General features: G+C 64.7%; 28 protein-coding genes and 1 tRNA gene. 21 read left to right on the forward strand and 8 right to left on the reverse strand.

From position 1 onward, the window contains the following. Nucleotides 1-6: 6 nt before the first annotated feature. The gene (locus tag MSIMFI_RS14400) at nt 7-2,094 is read right to left on the reverse strand and encodes a maltotransferase domain-containing protein (RefSeq protein ID WP_224770188.1); all 2,088 of its coding nucleotides are present in this window, start codon (nt 2,092-2,094) and stop codon (nt 7-9) included. Between the two features lie 286 nt (nt 2,095-2,380). Between MSIMFI_RS14400 and glgP the strand changes: the two genes are divergently transcribed. The 7 genes from glgP (at nt 2,381) to MSIMFI_RS14435 (ending at nt 10,563) form a co-directional block, all read left to right on the forward strand. After that, on the forward strand, nt 2,381-4,984 hold the full coding sequence (gene glgP / locus MSIMFI_RS14405) for an alpha-glucan family phosphorylase (protein WP_191497700.1): 2,604 nt from the start codon (nt 2,381-2,383) through the stop codon (nt 4,982-4,984). Between the two features lie 585 nt (nt 4,985-5,569). Continuing rightward, entirely contained in the window at nt 5,570-6,613 is a 1,044-nt protein-coding gene (locus MSIMFI_RS14410; protein WP_318187392.1) for a type III polyketide synthase, read from the forward strand. A gap of 11 nt (nt 6,614-6,624) precedes the next feature. Continuing rightward, nucleotides 6,625-7,554: an aldo/keto reductase gene (locus MSIMFI_RS14415; RefSeq protein ID WP_186244088.1), complete on the forward strand. Its 930-nt coding sequence runs from the start codon at nt 6,625-6,627 to the stop codon at nt 7,552-7,554. Beyond that, on the forward strand, nt 7,536-7,976 hold the full coding sequence (locus MSIMFI_RS14420; RefSeq protein WP_224770189.1) for a nuclear transport factor 2 family protein: 441 nt from the start codon (nt 7,536-7,538) through the stop codon (nt 7,974-7,976). The genes MSIMFI_RS14415 and MSIMFI_RS14420 overlap by 19 nt, the downstream gene beginning before the upstream one ends. 20 nt (nt 7,977-7,996) lie before the next feature. Beyond that, nucleotides 7,997-8,149: a hypothetical protein gene (locus tag MSIMFI_RS14425; protein WP_191497702.1), complete on the forward strand. Its 153-nt coding sequence runs from the start codon at nt 7,997-7,999 to the stop codon at nt 8,147-8,149. Between the two features lie 33 nt (nt 8,150-8,182). Continuing rightward, entirely contained in the window at nt 8,183-9,619 is a 1,437-nt protein-coding gene (locus MSIMFI_RS14430) for a cytochrome P450 (RefSeq protein ID WP_224770266.1), read from the forward strand. Then, the gene (locus MSIMFI_RS14435; protein WP_191497704.1) at nt 9,619-10,563 is read left to right on the forward strand and encodes an LLM class F420-dependent oxidoreductase; all 945 of its coding nucleotides are present in this window, start codon (nt 9,619-9,621) and stop codon (nt 10,561-10,563) included. The genes MSIMFI_RS14430 and MSIMFI_RS14435 overlap by 1 nt, the downstream gene beginning before the upstream one ends. 61 nt (nt 10,564-10,624) lie before the next feature. Here the strand turns inward: MSIMFI_RS14435 and MSIMFI_RS14440 are convergent, their stop codons facing one another. Together MSIMFI_RS14440 and MSIMFI_RS14445 are read right to left on the reverse strand one after the other, a co-directional pair. Continuing rightward, the gene (locus MSIMFI_RS14440; protein ID WP_191498197.1) at nt 10,625-12,622 is read right to left on the reverse strand and encodes an ATP-dependent DNA helicase; all 1,998 of its coding nucleotides are present in this window, start codon (nt 12,620-12,622) and stop codon (nt 10,625-10,627) included. A gap of 13 nt (nt 12,623-12,635) precedes the next feature. Then, entirely contained in the window at nt 12,636-13,934 is a 1,299-nt protein-coding gene (locus MSIMFI_RS14445) for a nicotinate phosphoribosyltransferase (RefSeq protein WP_224770190.1), read from the reverse strand. Between the two features lie 67 nt (nt 13,935-14,001). On the opposite strand from MSIMFI_RS14445, the gene clpS reads away from it, so the two are divergent. From clpS to MSIMFI_RS14510, 13 genes are all read left to right on the forward strand, one after another. Then, nucleotides 14,002-14,310 (forward strand): ATP-dependent Clp protease adapter ClpS, encoded by a 309-nt coding sequence (gene clpS, locus MSIMFI_RS14450; protein WP_085251734.1) that lies wholly within the window; start codon nt 14,002-14,004, stop codon nt 14,308-14,310. A gap of 24 nt (nt 14,311-14,334) precedes the next feature. Further along, entirely contained in the window at nt 14,335-14,922 is a 588-nt protein-coding gene (aosR, locus tag MSIMFI_RS14455; protein ID WP_186244083.1) for an oxidative stress transcriptional regulator AosR, read from the forward strand. 10 nt (nt 14,923-14,932) lie between these two features. Continuing rightward, the gene (locus MSIMFI_RS14460; RefSeq protein WP_191497705.1) at nt 14,933-15,979 is read left to right on the forward strand and encodes a P1 family peptidase; all 1,047 of its coding nucleotides are present in this window, start codon (nt 14,933-14,935) and stop codon (nt 15,977-15,979) included. Nucleotides 15,980-15,992: 13 nt separating this feature from the next. Beyond that, nucleotides 15,993-16,406: a Mov34/MPN/PAD-1 family protein gene (locus MSIMFI_RS14465; protein WP_191497706.1), complete on the forward strand. Its 414-nt coding sequence runs from the start codon at nt 15,993-15,995 to the stop codon at nt 16,404-16,406. Nucleotides 16,407-16,444: 38 nt separating this feature from the next. Further along, on the forward strand, nt 16,445-16,717 hold the full coding sequence (locus tag MSIMFI_RS14470; RefSeq protein WP_186244080.1) for a MoaD/ThiS family protein: 273 nt from the start codon (nt 16,445-16,447) through the stop codon (nt 16,715-16,717). Nucleotides 16,718-16,738: 21 nt separating this feature from the next. Continuing rightward, nucleotides 16,739-17,707 carry a cysteine synthase gene (locus MSIMFI_RS14475; RefSeq protein ID WP_191497707.1) on the forward strand — a complete coding sequence of 323 codons (969 nt, stop codon included), beginning with the start codon at nt 16,739-16,741 and terminating at the stop codon, nt 17,705-17,707. 67 nt (nt 17,708-17,774) lie between these two features. Beyond that, nucleotides 17,775-18,449: a rhomboid family intramembrane serine protease gene (locus tag MSIMFI_RS14480; RefSeq protein ID WP_191497708.1), complete on the forward strand. Its 675-nt coding sequence runs from the start codon at nt 17,775-17,777 to the stop codon at nt 18,447-18,449. Then, nucleotides 18,446-19,261 (forward strand): glutamate racemase, encoded by an 816-nt coding sequence (gene murI, locus MSIMFI_RS14485; RefSeq protein ID WP_186244077.1) that lies wholly within the window; start codon nt 18,446-18,448, stop codon nt 19,259-19,261. The genes MSIMFI_RS14480 and murI overlap by 4 nt, the downstream gene beginning before the upstream one ends. Before the next feature lie 70 nt (nt 19,262-19,331). Continuing rightward, nucleotides 19,332-20,105 (forward strand): cyclic nucleotide-degrading phosphodiesterase, encoded by a 774-nt coding sequence (locus tag MSIMFI_RS14490; protein WP_191497709.1) that lies wholly within the window; start codon nt 19,332-19,334, stop codon nt 20,103-20,105. After that, nucleotides 20,062-20,544 carry a helix-turn-helix transcriptional regulator gene (locus tag MSIMFI_RS14495; RefSeq protein WP_191497710.1) on the forward strand — a complete coding sequence of 161 codons (483 nt, stop codon included), beginning with the start codon at nt 20,062-20,064 and terminating at the stop codon, nt 20,542-20,544. The genes MSIMFI_RS14490 and MSIMFI_RS14495 overlap by 44 nt, the downstream gene beginning before the upstream one ends. Nucleotides 20,545-20,549: 5 nt before the next feature. After that, nucleotides 20,550-20,960 carry a VOC family protein gene (locus tag MSIMFI_RS14500; RefSeq protein ID WP_191497711.1) on the forward strand — a complete coding sequence of 137 codons (411 nt, stop codon included), beginning with the start codon at nt 20,550-20,552 and terminating at the stop codon, nt 20,958-20,960. 57 nt (nt 20,961-21,017) lie between these two features. Next, nucleotides 21,018-21,797: a ribonuclease PH gene (rph, locus tag MSIMFI_RS14505; protein ID WP_191497712.1), complete on the forward strand. Its 780-nt coding sequence runs from the start codon at nt 21,018-21,020 to the stop codon at nt 21,795-21,797. Next, on the forward strand, nt 21,794-22,393 hold the full coding sequence (locus MSIMFI_RS14510) for a non-canonical purine NTP pyrophosphatase (RefSeq protein ID WP_191498199.1): 600 nt from the start codon (nt 21,794-21,796) through the stop codon (nt 22,391-22,393). The genes rph and MSIMFI_RS14510 overlap by 4 nt, the downstream gene beginning before the upstream one ends. Before the next feature lie 40 nt (nt 22,394-22,433). Here MSIMFI_RS14510 and MSIMFI_RS14515 read toward each other — a convergent pair whose 3' ends face one another. From MSIMFI_RS14515 to MSIMFI_RS29665, 4 genes are all read right to left on the reverse strand, one after another. Next, nucleotides 22,434-22,790, reverse strand: coding sequence for a DUF3817 domain-containing protein (locus MSIMFI_RS14515; protein WP_191497713.1), 357 nt, complete (start codon nt 22,788-22,790; stop codon nt 22,434-22,436). Then, entirely contained in the window at nt 22,787-23,164 is a 378-nt protein-coding gene (locus MSIMFI_RS14520; protein ID WP_191497714.1) for a hypothetical protein, read from the reverse strand. The genes MSIMFI_RS14515 and MSIMFI_RS14520 overlap by 4 nt, the downstream gene beginning before the upstream one ends. Before the next feature lie 25 nt (nt 23,165-23,189). After that, nucleotides 23,190-23,408 carry a hypothetical protein gene (locus tag MSIMFI_RS28180; RefSeq protein WP_224770191.1) on the reverse strand — a complete coding sequence of 73 codons (219 nt, stop codon included), beginning with the start codon at nt 23,406-23,408 and terminating at the stop codon, nt 23,190-23,192. A gap of 214 nt (nt 23,409-23,622) precedes the next feature. Further along, nucleotides 23,623-23,967 carry a helix-turn-helix domain-containing protein gene (locus tag MSIMFI_RS29665; protein WP_396820000.1) on the reverse strand — a complete coding sequence of 115 codons (345 nt, stop codon included), beginning with the start codon at nt 23,965-23,967 and terminating at the stop codon, nt 23,623-23,625. 47 nt (nt 23,968-24,014) lie between these two features. Here MSIMFI_RS29665 and MSIMFI_RS14530 point away from each other — a divergent pair. Continuing rightward, a tRNA-Leu gene (locus tag MSIMFI_RS14530) sits at nt 24,015-24,098 on the forward strand. A gap of 165 nt (nt 24,099-24,263) precedes the next feature. Here the strand turns inward: MSIMFI_RS14530 and MSIMFI_RS14535 are convergent. Continuing rightward, nucleotides 24,264-24,461 (reverse strand): hypothetical protein, encoded by a 198-nt coding sequence (locus MSIMFI_RS14535; RefSeq protein ID WP_191497715.1) that lies wholly within the window; start codon nt 24,459-24,461, stop codon nt 24,264-24,266. Nucleotides 24,462-24,571 lie beyond the last annotated feature (110 nt).

Below are 24,571 nucleotides of genomic sequence, written 5' to 3' on the forward strand. Positions count from 1 at the left end.
CGGGCCTCACCTCCTGCGTAGCAGCGTGGTTCGGGATTCGTACGGTATGAGCGGCATGTTGATGATGTGGGCGACTGCCCGCCCGGGGTCAATGCGGATGTAATTGGCTTGCCCCCATTGGTATTCCTCGCCCGAAATCTCATCGCGCACCCAAAACCGTTCGTAGGGCTCCATACCCAAAGCTGCCATGTCTAACCACAGCGTTGCTTCCTCGGGGCCGAACGCGTTGAGCGTCACCACCACCAATATGCAGTCGCCGGTGGTCGGATCGAACTTGCTATAGGCCAGCAATGCGTCGTTGTCGATGTGATGGAAATGAATGGTGCGCAGCTGCTGCAGGGCGGGATGCAGCCGGCGAACTTCGTTGAGACGGGCGATGAACGGCTCCAGGGATCTGCCTTCGGCGAGTGCGCCCACAAAGTCGCGGGGACGCAATTCATATTTCTCCGAGTCCAGGTACTCCTCACTGCCCTCTCGCACCGCGCGGTGCTCGAACAGCTCGTAACCGGAATACACACCCCACGCCGGACCCATGGTCGCCGCCAGCACCGCACGAATGGCAAACATGCCGGGGCCGTGGTGCTGGAGGACGGCGTGCAGGATGTCGGGGGTGTTGACGAACAGGTTGGGCCGACGGTAGTCGGCGAGTTCGGCGATGTCATTGCCGAACTCAGTGAGCTCCCACTTGGCCGTGCGCCACGTGAAGTAGCTGTAGGACTGGGTGAAACCCAGTTTGGCCAAACCGTACTGGCGGGCCGGTGGGGTGAACGCCTCGGACAAGAACAGCACGTCGGGGTCGGCCGACTTCACCTGATAGATCAACCAGGCCCAGAAATCGGGAGGCTTGGTGTGTGGATTGTCAACCCGAAAGAACTTGACGCCGTGGTCGATCCAATGTCGCACCACGCGCAGCACTTCGTCGTAGAGCCCTGCAGGATCGTTGTCGAAGTTGAGCGGATAGATGTCCTGATACTTCTTCGGCGGATTCTCCGCGTAGGCGATGGTGCCATCGGGCAGTTCGGTGAACCACTGGCGATGTGCGCGTGCCCACGGATGATCCGGGGCACACTGCAGCGCGAGGTCCAGGGCCACTTCCATGCCGAGCTTGCGCGCCGCGGCGACGAAATCGTCGAAGTCGTCGATGGTGCCCAGCTTCGGGTGAACCGCGTCGTGACCACCTTCGGCGCTACCGATGGCCCAGGGTGATCCGACATCGCCGGAAGCGGCGGTGGGGTTGTTGTTGCGGCCCTTGCGGTGCACCTTGCCGATCGGATGGATAGGCGGCAGGTAGATAACGTCGAATCCCATCGCGGCGATGCGGGGGAGCGCCGCCGCGGCGGTGGCAAAGGTCCCGTGCACGGGGTTGCCGTCGGCGTCCCACCCCCCGGTCGAGCGCGGAAACATTTCGTACCAGGCGCCGAAGCGGGCCAACGGCCGATCCACCCAGACCCCGAACTGCTCGCCCCGGGTCACCAGCTCCCGCAGCGGAAAGCTGGTCAGAAGTTCATCGATCTCCGACGTCAGGGCCAGCGCGGTGCGGGTCAGCGGATCCCCGGGAGTCCGCAGCGCCGCTGCAGCCTGCAGCAAGGGTTGGCGCTGCTGGCGTGGCACACCGGTCGCGGCGCGTTCAAACAGGGCGGCGCCAACCAACAGGTCGTTGGACAGCTCCGTCTCACCTTGTCCGGCGTCCAGCTTGGCCACCAGTCCATGGCGCCAGGTGTGGATCGGGTCACCCCAGCCGTCGACCCGGAAGGTCCACAATCCGACGCGGTCGGGGGTGAACTGGCCGTGGAAAACGTACGGCTCCTCGCCCATTGTCATTGGCAGCAGCAGCGGTTTGACGCGCTGCGATGGGGCCGGCCTGGTTACCGGGCTGGCCTCGGGGGCCTGGACCGCCTTGAGCCCGCGTATGTCGGCAACGTGCGGGTAGTCGGCCCCGAGGTAGCGCACCACGAGGGTGGCTGCTACCGCCTCGTGGCCTTCGCGCCATACCGAGGCCTTGACCGGGACTACCTCGCCGACCACCGCTTTGGCAGGGTATGCGCCGCACGAGACGACGGGTTGGACATTATCGATCTCGACGCGACCGGGCACGACCACTCCGTTCCGACTTGCCCAGCTCCGCGCCGGCCCGCTGCCCGGGCCGCAATCGTCGCCGGGGTGTTCCGATTGTGCGGCAAAACCGCGGTGTGTTTCGTCGCGGAATGCCGGTCGTCGGGAAACTTCCTCTCGTGGGAAACCTTTGCTTGGGTTGTATCGGGGAGCAACCTTTGCACCCCAACACCTAGCCGTACCCACCCTAGTGTCCGGTCACACACCGGGAGGTTAACGGTGGCTGGTGGCCCTGCGCGCGGCGGAATCCTCAGTAAGGTAAGGATGCGTGAAAGCTCTCCGCCGGTTTACCGTCCGTGCCCACCTACCTGATCGTCTGGCCGCACTGGACCAGCTATCGACCAACTTGCGGTGGTCCTGGGAGCAGTCGACGCAGGACCTGTTCGCGACCATTGACCCGAAGCTGTGGGCGAGTTGCCACGATCCGGTGGCGCTGCTGGGGGCGGTGAAGCCTGCGCGGCTTGACGAGTTAGCGATCGACGAGGAGTTTCTGCGCCGACTCGACGCGTTGGCGGCCGATTTGAACGACTACCTGAGCCGTCGGCTGTGGTATCAGCAGCACCAGATGGGCGGGGCTGCCGGCCCAACCGGGATCGCGTACTTCTCGATGGAATTCGGCATTGCTGAGGTGTTGCCCAACTACTCCGGGGGCCTCGGGATTCTCGCCGGCGACCATCTGAAGGCCGCCTCCGACCTGGGTTTGCCGCTAATTGCGGTGGGTCTCTATTACCGCTCCGGCTACTTTCGTCAGTCGTTGACCGCCGAGGGGTGGCAGCATGAGACGTATCCATCGCTGGACCCGCAGGGGCTGCCCCTGCGGCTGCTGACGAATGCCCAAGGTGACCCGGTGCTGGTCGAGGTGGCCATGCCGGATTCCGCGCGGCTGCGGGCGCGGATCTGGGTCGCTCAGGTTGGTCGCGTGCCATTGCTGCTACTGGATTCCGACGTCCCGGAAAACGAACACGAACTGCGCAGCGTCACCGACCGCTTGTACGGCGGCGATCAGGAACACCGCATCAAGCAGGAGATCCTCGCAGGTATCGGCGGAGTGCGGGCAATCCGTGCGTACACCGCCTTGAACGGGCCTGCAGGGCTGCCCGCGCCCGAGGTGTTCCACATGAACGAGGGCCACGCCGGATTCCTCGGGGTAGAACGCATCCGTGAGCTGGTGACCGATTCGGGATTGGACTTCGACACCGCGTTGACCGTCGTGCGATCCAGCACCGTGTTCACCACCCACACCCCGGTGCCGGCCGGTATCGACCGGTTCCCGCTGGACATGGTGCAGAGCTACTTCGATGACAGCATCGGCGATGGCGTGTCAACGTTGTTGCCGGGGGTGCCGACCGATCGGGTTCTCGCACTGGGCGCCGAGGACGATCCGACCAAGTTCAACATGGCCCACATGGGCCTGCGGCTAGCGCAACGGGCCAACGGCGTTTCGCTCCTGCATGGCCGGGTGAGCCGGGCCATGTTCAACGAGCTGTGGCCGGGATTCGACCCCGACGAGGTGCCGATCGGGTCGATCACCAACGGCGTGCACGCGCGCACCTGGGCCGCACCCCAGTGGTTACAGCTCGGCCGCGAACTGGCCGGATCGGACTCATTCAGCGAGCCGGCCGTGTGGCTAAGGTTGCAGCAAGTCGACCCCGGACAGCTGTGGTGGATTCGCTCGCAACTGCGCGCGCTGCTGGTCGAGGACGTCCGGGTGCGGCTACGCCAATCGTGGCTGGAACGCGGCGCATCGGAGGCCGAATTAGGCTGGATTTCAACGGCATTCGATCCCAACGTGCTTACCGTCGGATTCGCCCGGCGGGTCCCGACGTACAAGCGGCTGACCCTGATGTTGCGTGATCCGGATCGGCTCGAACAGCTGCTGCTGGATAAGGAGCGGCCCATCCAGCTGATTGTTGCCGGGAAATCGCACCCTGCCGACGACGGCGGGAAAGCGCTGATCCAGCAGGTGGTGCGGTTCGCCGACCGGCCAGAGGTGCGGCACCGCATCGCGTTTTTGCCCAACTACGACATGTCGATGGCCCGGCTGTTGTATTGGGGCTGCGATGTCTGGCTGAACAACCCGCTGCGGCCGTTGGAGGCTTGCGGTACTTCAGGAATGAAGAGCGCGCTCAATGGTGGTTTGAATCTTTCCATCCGCGACGGCTGGTGGGATGAGTGGTGCGACGGCGAAAACGGTTGGGAGATACCGTCTGCCGTCGGCGTAGCCGACGAGGACCGTCGCGACGACCTGGAGTCCAGCGCGTTATACAACCTGCTGGAGCAGGCCGTGGCGCCAAAGTTCTATGAACGCGATGAGCATGGTGTTCCGCCGCGGTGGATCGAAATGGTGCGGCACACCTTGCAGACGCTTGGTCCGAAAGTGCTGGCATCGCGGATGGTGCGCGACTACGTCGAGCACTACTACACGCCGGCGGCGCAGTCGTTGCGCAAGACCGTCGCGATACATGCTGACGGAAGCGAGTTCGGTGCGGCCCGCGAGCTGGCCGCCTACCGCGCGCGCGTGGAAGAAGCCTGGCCGAAGATCGAAATCACCGATGTAGACAGCACCGGTCTGCCGGACACGCCGCTGCTCGGGTCGAAGCTGACTCTGACCGCGACCGTGCAGCTGGCCGGGCTAGCACCCGACGAAGTGCTGGTGCAGGCGGTGCTGGGCAGGGTCGACGCCGGCGACGCGCTGCTAGATCCGGTCACCGTCGAAATGTCATATGCCGGTAGCGCCGAAGGCGGCAACCAGGTCTTCTCGACGACGACTCCGCTGCCGCTGGCCGGCGCGCTCGGGTACACCGTGCGGGTGTTGCCCCGTCATCCGATGCTGGCCGCCAGCAACGAACTCGGTCTGGTCACTTTGGCTTGACGGTGCGAGCAGACGCGTAGGCCCCCAAATCCGTGAGGATTCGGGGGCTTTCACGTCTGCTCGCGTGGATGCCGGCCGCCTGAAATCCCACGAAGGCAGGGATGACGGCCGCGCATATCTCGGCAGATGGCAAGTGCGAATGCGAGCAGTCGTCGCCGCTTCCGCAACGGCATCCGCACTGAACAGCGGTTTTTGTGCTGCGCGGCGTCATGAAAAAGCGAATTGAATGCGAATTGAATGCGATCGACAGTTTATGTTTATCTACCCTCGCGGTATCGGCCACTCGCCCAAGGGAAGGTATTCCTACGCGATTTTCGATCCCGGTGATGCGGTTGCGCACAACGCTATATGTAACCGCGTTGCAGGCGGTCGTAGGTTAGCTCACTCGATGAGATCGTATGGAAGGGAAGCGGATTCATGCCACGGCTGCATCGTATCGATCTCACCAAGGAACGCGTGGACTGTCGTCATGGCCCGCAGGCGGCGACGTCATCTGATCTCGACCGTGGGCAACGATCGGTAGGCCCCATTTTATGTCGTCCGGCTGTACATTTGCCGGAATGTGTAATAACGCTTGATCAGACATTGCGGCTGGCCGAAAGCCTGCACCGGGATCATCCACAGTATGAGTTGGCGGTCCAGCTGATCAGTAACACCGGGGTTCGCACCCGGCATCTGGTTCAGCCGATCGATGTGACGCTTGAGCATCCTGGCTTCGAGATGCGTAATGCGGTCTACGTTCGTGAGGCGAAAGCTCGGATCCCCGATGTGGTTTCAGCGGCGTTGGCGAACGCACGGGTGGCGGTCGATCAGATCGGTGCGATTGTGTTCGTTTCTTGCACGGGTTTTACGATGCCGTCGTTGACCGCGTGGATGGTCAACAACTTGGGGTTTCGCAGTGATGTGTGCCAGATCCCGATTGCGCAACTGGGATGCGCGGCGGGGGGTGCGGCGATCAATCGAGCACACGACTTTTGCGCCGCGCATCCAGGCGCCAACGTGCTCATTGTGGCGTGCGAATTCTGTTCTCTGTGTTACCAGCCGGCCGATATCAGTGTAGGGAACTTGTTGTCGAACGGTCTATTCGGCGATGCAATCGCCGCGGCGGTTGTTCGAGACGATGGGGGCGGGGTCGGGCTGCGGATCGAGCACAGCGGGTCACGTCTCGTTCCCGACACCGAGGATTGGATCTCCTACGTGGTGAAAGCTACGGGCTTTCATTTCCTCCTCGATAAGCGTGTTCCCGGAACAATGGAACAACTTGCGCCGGTGCTGGCCGAGATCGCCGCGCAACGTGGCTGGGATGCGTCTCAGCTCGATTTCTACGTCATACACGCCGGCGGGCCGCGCATCCTTGACGACCTCTCCAAGTACTTGAATGTGCCCGCAGGCTGTTTCACGCATAGCAGAGCGACGCTGACCGAATGCGGAAACATCGCCTCGGCGGTCGTATTCGACGCCTTGCGCCGTCAATTCGAGACAGGTGATCTCGTCGAGGGGGCGCGCGGAATGATCGCAGGATTCGGCCCCGGTATCACCGCAGAGGTCGCCGTCGGTAGCTGGTCCCACGCCGCCGAAAAGCCCACTGCGCGTTCGGTGCCGCGCAATTTGGAAACCAACCTCGCCTAAGGAATTTCCCGATGACAACCACGCTTAGCTCGCTCCCCCAAACCCTGACGATAGGTAACGATCTGACCGTCAACCGTCTCGGTTATGGTGCGATGCACCTGACCGGACCCGGTATGTGGGGGGACCCGGCCAACCCCGCCAATGCGATTGCGTTGCTGCGCCGTGCTGTTGAGCTCGGGGTCACCTTCATCGACACCGCTGACTCCTACGGGCCTGGTAGCAACGAGCGAATCATTCGCCGTGCCCTGCACCCGTATCCCGACGATCTCGTCATATGCACCAAGGGTGGGTTGTTGCGATCGGGACCGAAAGACTGGACCCGCGAAGGCGATCCGTACATCGTTCCTCTGGGGCGTCCCGAATACCTGCGCCAACAGGTCGAGGTAAGTCTTTATAATCTTGGCCTGGACTGCATCGATCTGTACCAGCTACACAGCATCGACCCCGCGGTACCGGTTGCTGATCAGCTCGGCGAATTGGTGACGCTGCAACAGCAAGGCAAGATTCGGCACATCGGGGTGTCGGGCCAGCCTGAGGTCACAGCAGACAAGCTGGACGCAATTCGCAAGTATGCCAACATTGTTGCGGTCGAGAACCTCTTCAATGTCGCCGACCGGGCCGGGATAGAGGCGCTACGTTATGCCCAGGACAACGATATTGCCTTCATCCCGTGGTTTCCCCTTGGGCACGGTGACCTCGTCGGACCCGACAGCCCATTGCACCCCATAGCCACTGAATTCGGTGTGACGCCATCGCAGCTGGCCCTGTCGTGGCTGCTACACGTGTCCCCAAATACGCTGCTCATTCCTGGTACTACGTCCATTACGCACCTCGAACAAAATCTCGCGACTTGGGACCTACGTCTGACCGCACGCGACTTGGCGGCGATAACCACCGCTGTCGATCAATCAGGCGTCGAAGTTTGGCGGCCAACACGATGACGCGTTGCGCGGCCCGTGCCATCACCGATGAACACCCTAATGTCGCGTTGCTTCGGGCGATTTACGCAGATCTCACACGGATTTCGGAATACGTAGACGACGACGTCGTGCTCCATGCCGCAGAACGCGACCTTCCCGGTGCAGTTCCCACCTACACGGGTGCACGTGCGGTTCTAGAGAAAGAGATCGACTTGATCCGAAGGACGGCCGACACCCTAGTTATGGACGTCGGCTTCATCGCCGCAAACGATTACTTTGGTGCGGTCTTCGGACATCTGCGTGCCAGCCTAGACGAGGAATCCATCGCCATGCCATTCTGCGGCCTGTGGCGATTTCGCGATGGACGAATAGTCGAACATTGGGAGAACGCCTACGCCGCAGCAGAATTCGCTGATTTTCTAACGCGGCACCCGGTATCGTGACACCTCGCACGGCAGCTGACGTGGAAGACATTCCCCTGCAACGGATCTACGCGCCCGCTTACCACCCCGACGATCCGACCGCCCCGGCCAAGCGGCGACGGCGTCGCGCACGTTTCGCCGAGCAGCTCACCCGAAGTCACGTGGTTGTTTACCCAGCAGGTGAGTACTCGTGAGAGGGATCTGATATGACCCGGTCCTCCGTGGTTATGGCAGCGAGCACCAACGAGCCAATTCCTTCGGCGCCCGGAGCGTTGCCGGTGCTTGGGCATATGCTCCGGCTCCGGCGTGATCCTCTGCGTTTTCTGGATTCCTTCCCCGCGGGCGCCGATCTCGTTCGATTCCGTATAGGTCCCAAACCTATGGTCATGGTGTGTGATCCGGAACTGGCGCACCAGGTGCTCAGCGACGACCGCACCTTCGATAAAGGCGGACCGCTTATCGAACTGGTTAAGCCGTTGGTCAGGGACGGGCTGGCGACATGCCCGAGAAGCCGGCACCGGCGGTATCGCCGGTTGATCCAGCCGGTCTTCGACCCTGCCCGTTTCCCTAGTTACGCCGAAACTCTGACGGCGGCGACGACCGCCGTGACCGATGGTTGGCGACACGGAGATGTCATCGACGTGCCGGTCGAAATGCGTAGGATCGCCATCCACGCCGCGGTACGGGTGTTGTTTTCGGGTGTGCTGGGTCCCTCCGCGGTTGATCAAATGGCGGATGACTTCACTGCCTTCCTGATCGCGGTCGCCCAACGGGTGGGCCGACCCCCCATCTTCAGTCGGTTGCCCACCCCGGATAACCGTCGTTTCGAGCAGGCGATTGCCCGAATCCGCCAGACGCTCCATGAAGTGATTGCTGACCGCCGGGCACAAGGGGGAGCCTACGACGACCTCCTCACTGCATTGCTGGCCACCAATGAAGACGGTCGCCCGGAGCTGACCGACACCGTGATCCTGGATCATGCGGCCACTTTCATCGCCGCCCCCACGGCGACCATCGCCAGTGTGATGGGATGGGTGCTGCTCATGGTGGCCCAACATGCCGACATTGCAGCTCGTCTCCACACCGAGGTTGACAGCGTCTTGGCGGCGGCTCCGGCTGGCTTTACGCACCTGAGCGAGCTGAAATTCAGTCGGCAGATTGTCACCGAAACTCTCCGAATGTACCCGAGTGTGTGGATCATGACGCGTGTCGTCACCGCAGCGACCCGACTTGGCGGGCATTTCCTCCCGGCCGGCACGATCCTGACCTACAGCCCCTATCTCATGGGTCGGAGCCCGCTCTACGACCACCCCGATCGCTTCGATCCTGACCGTTGGGATGACTCCCGCCCCCCACCACCCCGGCAAGCCTTCGTGCCCTTCGGTAAGGGAGCCCGCCAGTGCATCGCCGCCCAGGCCGCTCCTCTCGAGATGATCCTCGTCCTCGCCACCATCGCATCCCGCTGGCGCCTCGAACCGATCCCCGGCACGCCCCTGCGTCCTCGAGCAACGGTCAACCTGACCGCGCGCGGGCTACGCATGCGGACCCTTCTCCGCACGAAGCCCGATGGAACCGGGCACCCGGCACACCCCGAACGCATCGCCCATCCCGGCGAGTCCGCAGGGACGCGCCGACCGACTCGACGAAAGCCCTGGTTGATCTAATGTCGGCAAACAACGTGACTTTTCGGCTTGGGCTTGGACTGCAGATCCCCAACTTCTCGTACGGAACCGGGGTCGACAGGCTGTTCCCGTCACTCATCGCGCAAGCGCGTGAGGCGGAATCGGCCGGATTCGACTCGGTTTTCGTGATGGACCACTTCTACCAGCCGCCCATGCTGGGACCACCCGACCAGCCAATGCTGGAGGCCTACACGACCCTCGGTGCGCTGGCGACTGCGACCGAGCGAGTCCGGCTCGGCGCGCTGGTGACCGGCAACACCTACCGCAACCCCGCCCTGCTGGCCAAGATCATCACCACCTTGGACGTGGCAAGTGCCGGCCGGGCGATCCTGGGCATCGGTGCCGGCTATTTCGAGCTCGAACACCGACAGCTCGGTTTCGAGTTCGGCACGTTCGCCGAGCGGTTCAGCCGGCTCGAGGAGGCGCTGCAGATCCTAGATCCGATGATCCGGGGTGAACGGTCGACGTTCTCGGGCCGTTGGTACACCACCGAATCTGCGATCGCCGAGCCACGCTACCGAGACCACATTCCGGTCATGATCGGTGGCGGTGGTGAGAAGAAAACGTTCGCGATCGCCGCTCGCTACGCAGACCATCTCAATATCGACGCCGGGTTCGACCAGCTGCCGGGCAAGCTCGACGCGCTTGCCAAGCGATGCTACGAGGCCGGCCGCGACCTGTCGACGCTGCACACCAGCATGCTGGTGGGGGTGATCATCGACGAGAACGTCAAGCCCGCAGACATGCCAGAGCAGATGCGTCTGCGCATGGTCGTGGGCAGCGCGGCCCGGGTTGCCGAGCAGGTGCAGGCCAATGTACTCAACGCGGGCATCGATGGGTTGATCATCCACCTGCCCGCCTACGGCTGCGGGCCCGGTGTCATCGCCGCGGCCGGCGATGCGCTGCGCCCGCTAGTTGGTTTGTAACCGGGCCTACCCGAACGCTTTTCGGCCAAGCAGTAGGAGCCTGCAGGGGAAGGGCGATTTGTCACGGCTGGCTGGCTGTCGGGCCACACCGCAGCCTCGCCAGCGCCTGCCGGACCTGCTCGGCGTTGGAGGTCTGCCAAAACGGCGGTAGCGAGGCGCGCAGGTAGCCGCCATATCGGGCCGTGACCATTCGCGAGTCCAGCACCGCAACCACGCCACGGTCGGTGACGCGGCGCAGTAGCCGGCCTGATCCCTGCGCCAGCAACAAAGCGGCGTGGCTTGCCGCGACATCCATGAACCCGTTGCCGCCGCGTGCGGCTACCGCACGCTGGCGGGCACTTAGTAGTGGGTCGTCCGGACGCGGGAACGGGATTCGGTCGATCAGCACCAACGACAGCGACGGACCCGGCACGTCGACGCCCTGCCACAGCGACAAAGTGCCGAACAGAGAGGTCTCGGGGTCGTCGGTGAACTGCTCGACGAGAGCCGCGGTGCTGTCGTCGCCCTGGCACAACACCGGCGTAGACAGCCGTTCGCGCATGGCCTCGGCGGCGGACCGGGCCGCCCGCATCGACGAGAACAGTCCCAGCGTGCGTCCACCGGCCGCGGCGATGAGTTCGGCGATCTCGGTCAACTGCTCGGCCGTGCCGGTGCCGTCCCTGCCGGGCGGCGGGAGATGGGCTGCCACGTAGAGGATTCCGGACTTGGCGTGCTGAAACGGCGATCCGACGTCCAGCCCGCGCCAGGGATGATCGTCACCGCTCAGGCCCCACGCGGAGGCCATCGCGTCAAACGACCCGCCGACGGTCAGCGTTGCCGATGTCAACACGGTGGTGGAACGCGAGAACACTTCACTGGCCAGCAGTCCGGCAACTGACAGGGGCGCCACCCGCAGCACGGCGCGCGGCGAGCCGCGGTTGTCCTCGTGGTCCAGCCAAACCACGTCGGTGCGATTTGGGATGGCGGGGGTAAACGAATCCAGGATTCGCGACGCAGTATCGGCGATCTCGATGAGTGCAGCGGCCGCTTCGGCGCGCACTGACGCGGCCTTCGCATCGCTAGTGGTGTCGATCGCCGAGCGTGCCGCGCTGGCTGCGTCGCGCAGCGCGGCCAGATACGCAGCCATCTCCTGGTCGAGATAATCGATGCGACCGGGTGTCCCGTCGTGGATCGCCGACGCGAAGGTGGCCGACGCCGCCTCCAGCCGCTGGGTCAGCTCGGGGTCCACCAATCGCGTAATGCGCCGGGCCGCAACGCCGAGGGCGGCCGACGTCAATTCCGCAGTCGCGACCGACGTCACTCGGTCGGTCAACTCGTGTGCTTCGTCGACCACCAGCAGCGTATGTTCCGGTAGCACAGCCGAATCCGCAACGGCGTCGATCGCAAGCAGTGCGTGGTTGGTGACGACTACATCGGCACGGGCGGCGGCGCCGCGCGCCCGTTCGGAGAAGCACTCGGAGCCAAACGGACAGCGGGCCACCCCGATGCATTCTCGCGCCGACACACTGACCTGGGACCACGATCGGTCCGGTACACCGGGTTTGAGGTCGTCGCGATCACCGGTATCGGTGGTCGTCGCCCACTCGGTGAGACGTTGCACGTCGCGGCCTAAGGCGGTGACTGCCATCGGGTTGAAGAGCTCTTCCTGCGGTCGCTCGTCGTCTTCGGCTGCCTCGCCGCCATTATGAATCTTGTTGAGGCACAGATAATTTCGTCGCCCTTTGAGTAATGCGAACTGTGGCCGGCGAGGCAGCGCCGCGGCGAGTGAATCGGCCAGCCGAGGCAGGTCTCGATCGACAAGTTGACGCTGTAACGCGATCGTGGCGGTCGACACCACAACCGGCCCGTCGTCGCCGATCGCACGCACAACCGCGGGAACCAGATAGGCAAGTGATTTGCCGGTGCCGGTTCCGGCCTGGACCACCAGGTGCTCGCCGGTTTCGAAGGCCTCCGCTACCGCGGTCGCCATCTCCAGCTGGCCGGCGCGTTCGCTGCCCCCGAGCGCGGCCACGGCGATGGCCAACAGCTCGGGCACGGACACAGAAACGTCGGACGTGATGACTTCCTTGTGCTCAGGCCGGGATCGTCTGCGTCGGAATCGCCGGATCGCCGGGTGCCAATTTCAGTCCCTCCCACGGCAGGCTGTGCAATCCAGACGCCACAAGCTTCCGCGCGGTCGCCAGGCTTGCATCGGCCACCATGCGACCGCCCCGCACGAGCGGCGTTGTCAACACTCGGCACGGCTCGTCGGTGGTCGGCGGGCGACCCGCCGGATGAACAATCTCCTCGGTGATGGTGCCGGTCGGGCGTGCCAGCCGTAGCGCCTCCTTGCGGCCACCGCGGGATTCCTTGTGGCTGCTGCGCTTTTGCACCGGAATGCCATCCACCTCGACGAGTTTGTAGACCATGTTCGCCGTCGGTGCGCCCGATCCGGTAACCAGCGACGTGCCGACGCCGTAACCGTCCACGGGCTCGGCGCGCAGCGCGGCGATGCTGAACTCGTCGAGATCGCCCGACACCACGATGCGGGTCTGCGTGGCGCCCAGCCGGTCGAGTTGCTCACGCACCTGGCGGGCCAGGACGCCGAGTTCGCCCGAATCGATGCGCACCGCGCCGAGCGTCGCACCGCCTGCGGCCACGGCATTCGCCACACCGGTCGTTACGTCATAGGTATCCACCAGCAGCGTGGTGCCGGACCCCAGGGCGTCGACCTGGGCACGGAACGCGGCCAGCTCAGACATCTTTGCGCCCCTGTCTTCTTGGGTGTGCAGCATGGTGAACGCGTGCGCCGCGGTGCCCTCCGCGGGCACACCGTACCGCCGCTGGGCTTCAAGATTCGATGAGGCAGCGAAGCCGGCGATATAGGCCGCGCGGGCGGCCGCAACCGCGGCGCGTTCGTGGGTCCGACGCGAGCCCATCTCGATTAGTGGGCGGTCGCCGGCGGCACTGACCATGCGTGCCGCCGCCGACGCGATCGCTGTGTCGTGGTTGAGGATCGACAGCACCAGCGTTTCGATCAGCACGCATTCGGCGAATTTGCCGTGTACCGACAGCACCGGGGAGCCGGGGAAGTATAGCTCGCCCTCGGCGTAGCCGTCGATGTCGCCGCCGAACCGGAAATCGCGCAGGTAGCGCAGCGTGTTGGGGTCGAGGAAATGGGCCAGCAGCTCGCACGCCTCATCGTCGAACCTGAACTGCGGCAAGGTTTCCAGCAGGCGCCCGGTTCCGGCGACCACTCCGTACCGGCGACCCGCCGGAAGACGCCGGGCGAACACCTCGAACGTGGTCCGGCGATCGGCGGTGCCGCCGCGCAGCGCCGCCGCCAGCATCGTCAACTCGTACTTGTCGGTCAGCAGCCCCGCTAAGTTCACAGCGCAACGGTATCGGTTCGCATCACTGGGCTCGGTATCCACGCCCGGGGCTCGGTATTCTAAGGCCATGGTTGTTGCCACGTCCGCTCCCGCCAAGCCGGGCACCACTGGGCAACGCGAGTCTGCGCCTGTCGACGTGACGGCCAGCCCATGGGTCACCATCGTGTGGGACGACCCCGTCAATTTGATGACCTACGTGACGTATGTGTTCCAGAAGTTGTTCGGCTACAGCGAGCCCCATGCCACCAAGTTGATGCTGCAAGTGCACAACGAAGGTAAGGCAGTGGTCTCGGCGGGCAGCAGGGAGTCTATGGAAGCCGACGTGTCCAAACTGCACGCCGCCGGTTTGTGGGCGACGATGCAGCAGGACCGGTGAGATTCGAGGGTACCCGGATTCACCGTGCGCAAATGGAAGCGCGTAGAGACCCGCAACGGTCCCAGGTTTCGGTCGTCGTTGGCCCCGCATGAGGCAGCCCTGCTCAAGAACCTGGTCGGCGCCATGATCGGCTTGCTCGATGAGCGCCAATCCTCCTCGCCGTCAGACGAACTCGAAGAGATCACCGGCATCAGGACCGGTCATACGCAGCGTCCGGTGGATCCGACGCTGCGTCGGCTGCTCCCCGACTTCCACAAAGGCGAGGACGACAACCCGTTGGCCGCCGACAGCGCCGAGAGCCTCAACGCCGCGCTGCGCAGCCTGCACGAGCCAGAGATCCTCGAAGCCAAACGTGTTGCCGCGCAGCAGTTATTGGATACGGTTCCGGAGAACGGCGGCCGGTTTGAACTCACCGAAGACAGCGCCAACGCCTGGATTACCGCGGTCAACGATCTTCGGCTGACATTGGGAGTGATGCTCGAGATCGGCCCGCGGGGTCCGGAGCGCCTGCCGGCTGACCATCCGCTGGCCGCGCATTTCGACGTGTATCAGTGGCTGACGGTGTTGCAGGAATACCTGGTGCTGGTGTTGATGGGGTCGCGATCATCTTGACGGCGGCCGGATGAACTCCATTACCGACGTCGGAGGCATCCGCGTCGGCCACTACCAGCGGCTGGCCCCGGATGCGTCACTCGGCGCCGGCTGGGCATGCGGGGTCACGGTGGTGCTAGCTCCGCCTGGGACGGTCGGCGCGGTCGACTGCCGGGGCGGCGCGCCTGGGACCCGGGAGACCGATCTACTGGACCCGGCCAACAGCGTGCGCTTCGTTGATGCGGTGTTGCTTGGCGGCGGCAGCGCCTACGGTCTGGCCGCCGCCGACGGCGTCATGCGCTGGCTGGAAGAACACCAGCGTGGCGTGGCGATGGGCGCTGGTGTGGTGCCCATCGTGCCGAGTGCGGTGATCTTCGACCTGCCAGTCGGTGGTTGGGAGTGTCGGCCGACGGCGGAGTTCGGCTATGCCGCATGTGAGGCCGCCGCCGGTGCCGAGGGTGGGGCCGTGGCTGTCGGAACCGTCGGTGCGGGGGTCGGGGCGCGCGCCGGCGCACTCAAGGGCGGCGTGGGCACGGCATCGATTATCTTGGCGTCCGGTGTAACCGTCGGAGCGGTGGTGGTGGTCAATTCCGTCGGCAACGTCGTTGATCCGGCGACCGGCCTGCCGTGGATGGCAGACCTGATCGATCAGTTCGCGCTGACGGCTCCACCGGCCGCGCAGGTCGATGCGTTGGCGCAACTGCCTGCGACGCTGAGCCCGCTAAACACGACGATCGGTGTGGTTGCGACGGACGTCGCGCTGAGCCCGGCGGCGTGCCGGCGCGTCGCGATCGCCGCACACGATGGGCTGGCCCGCACGATCAGGCCCTCGCACACCCCGCTGGACGGCGATACAGTGTTCGCGCTGGCTACGGGCGCGGTCGAGGTGCCCTCGAATGCTGGCACCCCGGCAGCGCTGTCCCCGGAAACGGAGCTCGTCACCGCGATCGGTGCGGCCGCGGCCGATTGCCTGGCTCGTGCGGTGCTGGTCGGGGTAATGACCGCCGAGTCGGTAGCCGGAATACCGACCTACCGCGACGTGTTGCCCGGGGCATTCGGGGCGCAAGACAACTCATAGAGGAAGGGCGGAAGTGCTGGTGATACGTGCTGACCTGGTGGATGCCATGGTCGCCCATGCACGCCGAGACCACCCCGACGAAGCGTGCGGCGTGCTGGCCGGCCGTGACGGTTCCGACCGTCCTGAACGGCATATCCCGATGGTCAACGCCGAGCGCTCCCCGACCTTCTACCGTTTCGACTCCCAAGAGCAACTCAACGTGTGGCGGGCGCTGGAGCAAGCACAGGAAACGCCCGTGGTCATCTATCACTCGCACACCGCGACCGAGGCGTATCCGAGCCGCACCGACATAGACCTGGCGGCTGAACCGGACGCGCATTACGTGCTGGTGTCCACGCGCAACCCCGACCGCCACGAGCTGCGCAGTTATCGCATCGTCGACGGCGCCGTCACCGAAGAACTTGTCAACATCGTCGAGCAGTACTAGCCAGTCAAATGATCAAGCAGTCCCGAGAAAGGCCCCTCATGAGCGTCACCGTCTCGATTCCGACCATCCTGCGGCCCCACACGGGTGGCCAGAAACGCGTCTCCGCGAGTGGCGACACGCTGGGTGCGGTCATCAGTGATCTGGAGGCCAATTATTCGGGCATCTCCGAGCGCCTGATCGATAACGGCAAGCTGCACCGCTTCGTGAACATCTATGTCAACGACGAGGATGTGCGGTTCTCCGGCGGCCTGGCCACCGCGGTCGCCGACGGCGACGCGGTCACCATCCTGCCCGCCGTGGCGGGTGGATGAGCCTGTGATTGAACCGAGCGTATGACGCGATACGACTCGTTGTTGCAGGCCCTGGGCAACACGCCCCTGGTCGGTCTGCAACGGCTGTCACCGCGCTGGGGCGATTCCGAGGGGCCGCACGTGCGGCTGTGGGCCAAGCTCGAAGACCGCAATCCGACCGGGTCGATCAAGGACCGGCCGGCGCTGCGGATGATCGAGCAGGCCGAGCGCGACGGACTGCTCACGCCGGGCGCGACGATCCTCGAGCCCACCAGCGGAAATACCGGCATTTCGCTCGCGATGGCGGCCAGGCTAAAGGGCTACCGGCTGATCTGCGTGATGCCGGAGAACACCTCGGCGGAACGGCGTCAGCTCTTGGAGCTCTACGGCGCGCAGATCATGTTTTCCCCGGCTGAGGGCGGATCCAACACCGCGGTGTTGACCGCCAAGGAACTGGCCGCGGCCAATCCATCGTGGGTGATGCTGTATCAGTACGGCAATCCGGCCAACACCGACTCGCATTACTTCGGAACCGGCCCCGAGCTCCTCGCCGACCTGCCCGAAATCACCCACTTCGTCGCTGGCCTGGGCACCACGGGCACGCTGATGGGGACCGGGCGGTTTCTTCGCGAACATGTCCCCGACGTCAAGATCGTGGCGGCCGAACCCCGCTACGGCGAAGGGGTGTACGCGCTGCGCAATATCGACGAAGGATTTGTACCCGAGCTGTATGACCCGGAGGTACTCAGTACCCGGTACTCGGTCGGCGCCGCCGACGCGGTGCGCCGCACCCGCGAGCTAGTGGACGCCGAAGGCATCTTCGCGGGCATCTCGACCGGGGCGGTCCTGCATGCCGCGCTCGGAGTCGGCGCTGCCGCCGTCAAGGCCGGTCAACGCGCCGACATCGCCTTCGTGGTCGCCGACGCCGGATGGAAGTATCTGTCGACCGGCGCGTACGCCGGTAGCCTTGATGATGCCGAAAACGCTCTGGAAGGGCAGCTATGGGCATGACGCACCGGCGACGATACAAAGGCGATGAGGTGGGGGCACCCCCGCTTGCGGGGGAGAGCGGCGCCATATGACGGGACATCCGCAGACACCTGCGACGCGGCCGGAGAAGCGGCCACGCTGGATGGTCGGCGGGGCCACGATCCTTACGTTCGTCGTGCTGCTGTGGGCCATCGAGCTGTGGGACGGCCTGACCAATCATCGCCTCGACCGCAACGGCATCCGACCGCTGGAGACCGACGGGCTGTGGGGCATCCTCGTCGCGCCGCTACTCCACGCGAATTGGGACCACCTGATCGCCAACACCGTTCCGGCGCTCGTGCTCGGTTTCCTGATGACGCTCGCGGGCTTGTCGCGGTTCATTTTCGCCACGGCCATCGTCTGGATACTCGGCGGCTTCGGCACGTGGCTGATCGGCAACGTCGGCGCGCACTGCCCATACGTCGGCGTGCACTGCGAGACCAACCACATCGGTGCGTCGGGCCTTATCTTTGGCTGGCTAGCGTTCCTGATCGTGTTCGGGTTTTTCACCCGCAAGGCGTGGGAGATTGTCGTCGGCGTCGTCGTGTTGTTCATCTATGGTGGCGTCCTGCTCGGCATGCTGCCCGGCACCCCCGGGGTGTCGTGGCAGGGTCACCTGTGTGGGGCGATCGCGGGCGTGGTCGCGGCGTATCTGCTATCCGCACCTGAGCGCAAGGCTCGCGAACGTAAACGGTCCCTCAGTTCGTCGCACCCGAAGACATGAATTCGCCGCTGGCGCCCGTCGGAGTCTTCGACTCCGGCGTCGGGGGACTGACGGTTGCGCGGGCGATCATTGACCAACTGCCGGACGAGGACATCATCTACGTCGGCGACACCGGCAATGGGCCGTATGGTCCGCTGCCCATCCCGGAGATTCGTGCGCACGCCCTGGCCATCGGTGACGACCTGGTCGGTCGGGGTGTCAAGGCGTTGGTGATCGCATGCAATTCGGCATCTGCGGCCTGCCTACGCGACGCTCGTGAGCGTTACGACGTTCCCGTCGTCGAGGTGATCCTGCCGGCGGTGCGCCGAGCGGTTGCGGCCACTCGCAACGGCCGGATCGGCGTCATCGGCACGCGGGCGACCATAACCTCGCACGCCTACCAGGATGCGTTCGCCGCTGCCCGCGACACCGAGATCACAGCCGTCGCGTGCCCGCGCTTCGTGGACTTTGTCGAGCGCGGGGTCACCAGTGGCCGTCAGGTGCTCGGATTGGCCGAGGGTTATTTGGAGCCGTTGCAGCGCGCCGAGGTGGACACGCTGGTGCTGGGTTGCACGCACTATCCGCTGTTGTCCGGACTGATCCAGCTGGCGATGGGGGACAACGTCACACTGGTCTCCAGCGCCGAGGAGACCGCCAAGGAGGTGGTCCGGGTGCTCACCGAAACGGACCTACTGCGCCCGCATGATGCGCCGCCGGCCACCCGAATTTTCGAAGCCACGGGCGACCCCGAGGCGTTTACCAAACTCGCGGCGCGATTCCTCGGCCCGGCTTTGACCGGCGTTGAACCTGTCCGTCACACCCACGTTTCATAGGTATGGGGATGATTCTGGTCACCCAATGCGGCGATGTTTTGTCCATCGTGGTAACAGGCATGGCACAGTAGTGTCCGTGCGAATAACCGTGCTCGGATGCTCAGGCAGCGTCGTGGGTCCGGATTCGCCTGCGTCGGGCTATTTGCTCCGAGCTCCGGACACGCCGCCGATGGTCATCGACTTCGGCGGGGGGGTACTCGGCGCCCTGCAGCGGCACACCGATCCCGGCTCGGTGCACGTGCTGTTGTCGCATCTGCACGCCGATCACTGCCTGGACTTGCCCGGACTATTCGTGTGGCGTCGCTACCACCCGTCGCGTCCGAAAGGCAAGGCGTTGTTGTACGGCCCGAGCGACACCTGGTCGCGGCTGGGTGCGGCGTCGTCACCGTATGGCGGCGAGATCGACGATTGCTCGGATATCTTCGACGTCCACCACTGGGTTGACGGCGAGCCGGTGACGTTTGGCGCGATCACGGTGGTGCCCCGGGTGGTTGCTCACCCGACCGAGTCGTACGGCATGCGGTTCACCGATCCCACCGGGGCAACGCTGGTCTACAGCGGCGACACGGGCGCCTGCAAGCAGCTTGTCGATCTGGCCCGCGGCGCCGACGTTTTCTTGTGCGAGGCTTCGTGGACCCATTCGCCAAAGCATCCGCCCGATCTGCATCTGTCTGGCACTGAGGCCGGGAGGGCTGCGGCGCAGGCCGGAGTCCGCGAATTGCTGCTCACCCATATCCCGCCCTGGACCTCGCGTGAGGATGTGATCACCGAGGCCAAAGCCGAATTCGACGGTCCCGTGCATGCGGTGGTCTGCGGTGAGACGTTCGAAGTCCGACGGGCCTGACCACACGACCGCGGAACACCTACGCGATCTCAAGCTGCTGCGCCGCGTCCGCGACAGGATGGACCGGGAGTACGCGCAACCGCTGAACGTCGAGGCACTCGCCCGCGGTGTGAGCATGTCTGCCGGGCACCTGAGTCGCCAGTTCAAGATCGCCTACGGGGAGTCGCCGTATTCCTATCTGATGACACGCCGCATCGAACGCGCGATGGCGATGTTGCGCCGTGGCGATTTGTCTGTCACGGAAGTCTGTTTCGCCGTTGGCTGTTCGTCACTGGGTACCTTTAGTACTCGGTTCACCGAGCTGGTCGGCATGTCGCCCAGCGCTTATAGGGACAAGACGGCTGACGTGACCGCGGGGATGCCGTCGTGTGTGGAAAAGCAGGTGACCAGACCGATCAGGAATCGAGAAGCGCCGGGCATCGCGCTGCACCTAGCGTGAGCGTCATGGACATCACCATTCACTCGAGCTTCCTCCCCCACGAGGACCCGGAAGAATCCCTGGCGTTCTATCGCGACGTCCTTGGCTTCGAGGTTCGCCTCGACGTCGGGAAGGGCAAGGTGCGTTGGGTCACCGTCGGCCCGCCCAACCAGCCCGAGACCTCCATCGTTCTGTACCCGCCCAATGCCACGCCCGGTATCACCGACGAGGAGCGCCGCATCATCTCGGAAATGATGGCCAAGGGCACCTATGGCACGCTCCTGCTGGCCACCAAGGACCTCGATGGCACCTTCGAGCGGTTGCAGGGCGGTGACGTTGAAGTGGTTCAGGAGCCGACCGAGCAGCCGTACGGGGTTCGTGACTGCGCCCTGCGCGATCCCGCCGGCAACATGGTCCGCATCCAAGAGCGGCGCTGACAGACTCTTCAATCCCATGCCGGCCCATGCCGGCCCATGCCGGGCTAGTGTGGCGTCGTGTCCAAACGAGAAGACGGCCGACTTGACGACGAACTTCGCCCGGTGGTCATTACCCGGGGATTCACCGAAAACCCCGCGGGATCGGTGCTGATCGAATTCGGTCATACCAAAGTCCTATGCACCGCCAGCGTCACCGAAGGGGTGCCCCGCTGGCGCAAAGGGTCGGGTCTGGGATGGCTCACTGCGGAGTACGCGATGCTGCCGTCAGCCACCCACAGTCGCGCAGACAGGGAATCGGTGAAAGGCCGGCTCAGCGGGCGCACCCAGGAGATCAGTCGGCTGGTCGGCCGGTCGCTGCGGGCGTGTATCGACTTGGCGGCGCTGGGCGAGAACACCATCGCCGTCGACTGCGATGTGTTGCAGGCCGATGGTGGCACCCGCACCGCGGCCATCACCGGCGCGTATGTGGCGTTGGCTGACGCGGTGACCTACCTGTCGGCCGCGGGCAAGCTGTTGGATCCCAGGCCGCTGTCGTGCGCTATCGCCGCGGTCAGCGTCGGCGTGGTCGACGGCAGGATCCGAGCGGACCTTCCTTACGAGGAGGACTCCCGCGCGGAGGTCGATATGAACGTCGTAGCCACCGACACCGGAACGCTGGTCGAGGTGCAGGGCACCGGCGAGGGCGCGACGTTCCCGCGTTCAACCCTGGACAAGTTGCTCGATATGGCGCTTGGTGCCTGCGACAAGTTGTTCGCCGCACAGCGTGAAGCGCTGGCGCTGCCGTACCCGGGAGTGTTGCCCGAGGGTCCGCCGCCGGCGAAGGCGTTTGGAAGCTGACCCGCATATTGGTCGCCAGCCGCAACGCCAAGAAGCTGGCCGAGCTGCACCGGGTGCTCGACTGCGCTGGCGTGTCTGGGTTGACACTGGTCTCGCTCAACGATGTGGCCCCGTTCGACGAAGCGCCGGAAAGCGGTGCGACATTTGAGGACAACGCGTTGGCCAAGGCACGCGACGCGTTCGCCGCGACGGGTCTGGCGAGTGTCGCCGATGACTCCGGTTTGGAAGTCGCCGCTCTCAATGGCATGCCCGGCGTGCTCTCTGCGCGGTGGTCGGGTCGCCACGGCGATGATGCCGGCAACACCGCACTGCTGTTGGCGCAGCTATCGGATGTTCCCGACGAGCGGCGTGGTGCGGCATTCGTCTCGGCCTGCGCGCTGGTCTCGGGGTCCGATGAGGTGGTCGTGCGCGGCGAGTGGCCTGGGACGATTGCCCGGGCGCCGCGGGGCGACGGCGGATTCGGCTACGACCCGGTCTTCATTCCCGACGGTTGCGAGTACACCGCGGCGCAGCTGAGTCCGGCCGATAAGGATGCGGTATCCCATCGCGGTCGCGCGCTGCGGCTGTTGCTCCCGGCGTTGCGCGCGCTGGCCTAGAGGCCGACCGTGAAGCCAGCTTCACGTTCGGGGCGCTGGCCTAGAGGCCGAAGCGCGCTTTGATGTCCTTGGTCTGGAAATGCTCGACGATGATGCCGAGCAGCGGGATGGTGCCGGCGAGCAGGACACCGACCGTCTTGGCGATCGGCCAGCGGACCTTGATGGCGAGGTTGAAGGCGGCTAACACGTAGACGAAGTAGACCCAGCCGTGCACGACTTCAATCCACCGGATTTCCCGGTGGAAGGCGATGTGCGAGACGATCTCGTAGCACAGCGCGATCAGCCAGATACCCGTCGCCCACGCCATGGTGCGGTAGGCGACCAGCGCCGTGCGGATTTTCTCGGGGGGAAAGATCGACGCGGTCTGCTGCGCTTCGGGGGTCTCGGGTGTAGTCATGCGGTCGTCCTGTTCTGCTTTTCGGCATCGTTTTTGGCCAGCTCGGCCAGGTAGGCGTTGTATTCCTGCAGTGCTGGGTCATCGGTCGGCGCCTGGGCGGGCCTTGGTCTTTCGGGGAGCAGTCCGGCGGGTATTTCGGTGGGTCCGTTGTTTCGCGGCGTCGGCGGTACCTCTTCGTAGCGAACGAACTTGCGGTACGCGTAGATGCAGAACCAGGCGAACAGCGGCCACTGCAGTGCGTAACCGAGGTTCTGGTAGCTGCCGGACACCGATTGGAATCGCGTCCATTGCCACCAGCCCAGGGCCAGGCAGCCGCAGGCCGCGACGATCACCAGGGCGATCAGCGCGGGCCTGCGGCGACGTGTGGTGGGCACCCCTCGACGGTACCGCGTTGTTGCGTCATGACTTGGGCCCGACGAATTCGTCGAGACGCGCTACCGCGGCCTTGCGGTACACGGCAATGCAGTGCCGGCTGGGCCGGGTCCACGGGATTCCGAGAGCATCGAGGGCTCCGCTGAACAATCCGAGGATGTCTTCGGATCTGTTCGAAAAGTGGTACCGGACGCTGCGGACACCGCGGTCGTTGGCGACCACCCGGCACCCGTCGCTGTCGATCAAGCCGCGAACGAATTCCTCGGTGGCCTGGTTGACCAGAACTTCCTGCCAGGGCTCCAGTCGGATGAGCCTCGAGTCCTATAGCCCGGGACCGTGCTGAGGAAGCAGGCAAGGCCAGTGCTTTGAGTACAACGATATGTCGACACATCCGATCTGGCGCGGACTGATCGATGCACGCTGGCGGGGCAGAAGTACGTCGATCGCCGCGCGACAGCGGTCAATGATGTCTGGATATTTTTTGTCGAGCGTGATGCGCAGATGCCACACCCGCTGGCTCCGCGAGATGCAGCCGTCGCCGAGATACAGACCGAGTACGTAGCAGTATGCCGCTGGTGGAAGCGCGGAAAAGTCGTGGCGGGCGGCCGCAGCCCGGTCCCCTCGCTAGTCGTGGCTGACCCTGTGGCCTGCACCGCCAGTCCCGCACGGTCGTTCGTGGCACGCCGATTTGACGTGCGATCGCGCAGTCGTTGACACCAGCCGCGATGAGCCGCCTGGCCGCCTCGAACTGTTCTGCAGACCGCACGCGAAAGCCTTGCCTCGGTACGCCTAAGCTAGGCCGCACCGCTGACAGGTTCTGCGTAGGCGAAGCGATAGGATCGCAAGGCCGCTGCGGGCGTGGTGAAATCGGCAAACACGATGGTTTTAGGTGCCATTGCTCGTGAGAGCTTGAGGGTTCGAGTCCCTCCGCCCGCACTTTTGTCATGAGTCGCGTCATGGGTTACAAATTTCTCCGGGGCCATCGTCCGGATTTTGTTTGCCCGGGCTATCGAGTCTGTGCTGACGGCCCTCAGCCTGCGGTGAGAGTGCGATTTTCCAGCCGATCGACGCGCCCAGCGCAGGCTCGGCGCCAACCTCAGGTCAGTCGAACAAATCGCGATGCTGCTCGACGTACTCCCGCACAGTCTGCGGGGCGCGGCCAATGATGTCTTCGAAGTCGTGAGTCGCGCGGTTGTAGCGATCCTGGCGGTGCAGCCTGGCCATGGTGGCGATGTGTTGTCGCACGGTCGTGGTGCGCCATGCGCGCACCGCCTCGCCCCGGCCGCGCAGTCGGGTCACCACCTGTGGGCTGATACCGGCGACGCCCGCCGCCGGCCCCGGTAACCAGGTAGACCGGCGACCGCGTCCTCGATGTGGTCATCGTCGGCATCCTTCGGTTGACCCCGCGG

Origin of the sequence: Mycobacterium simulans, assembly GCF_900232995.1 — a bacterium.
Lineage (GTDB): Bacteria > Actinomycetota > Actinomycetes > Mycobacteriales > Mycobacteriaceae > Mycobacterium > Mycobacterium simulans.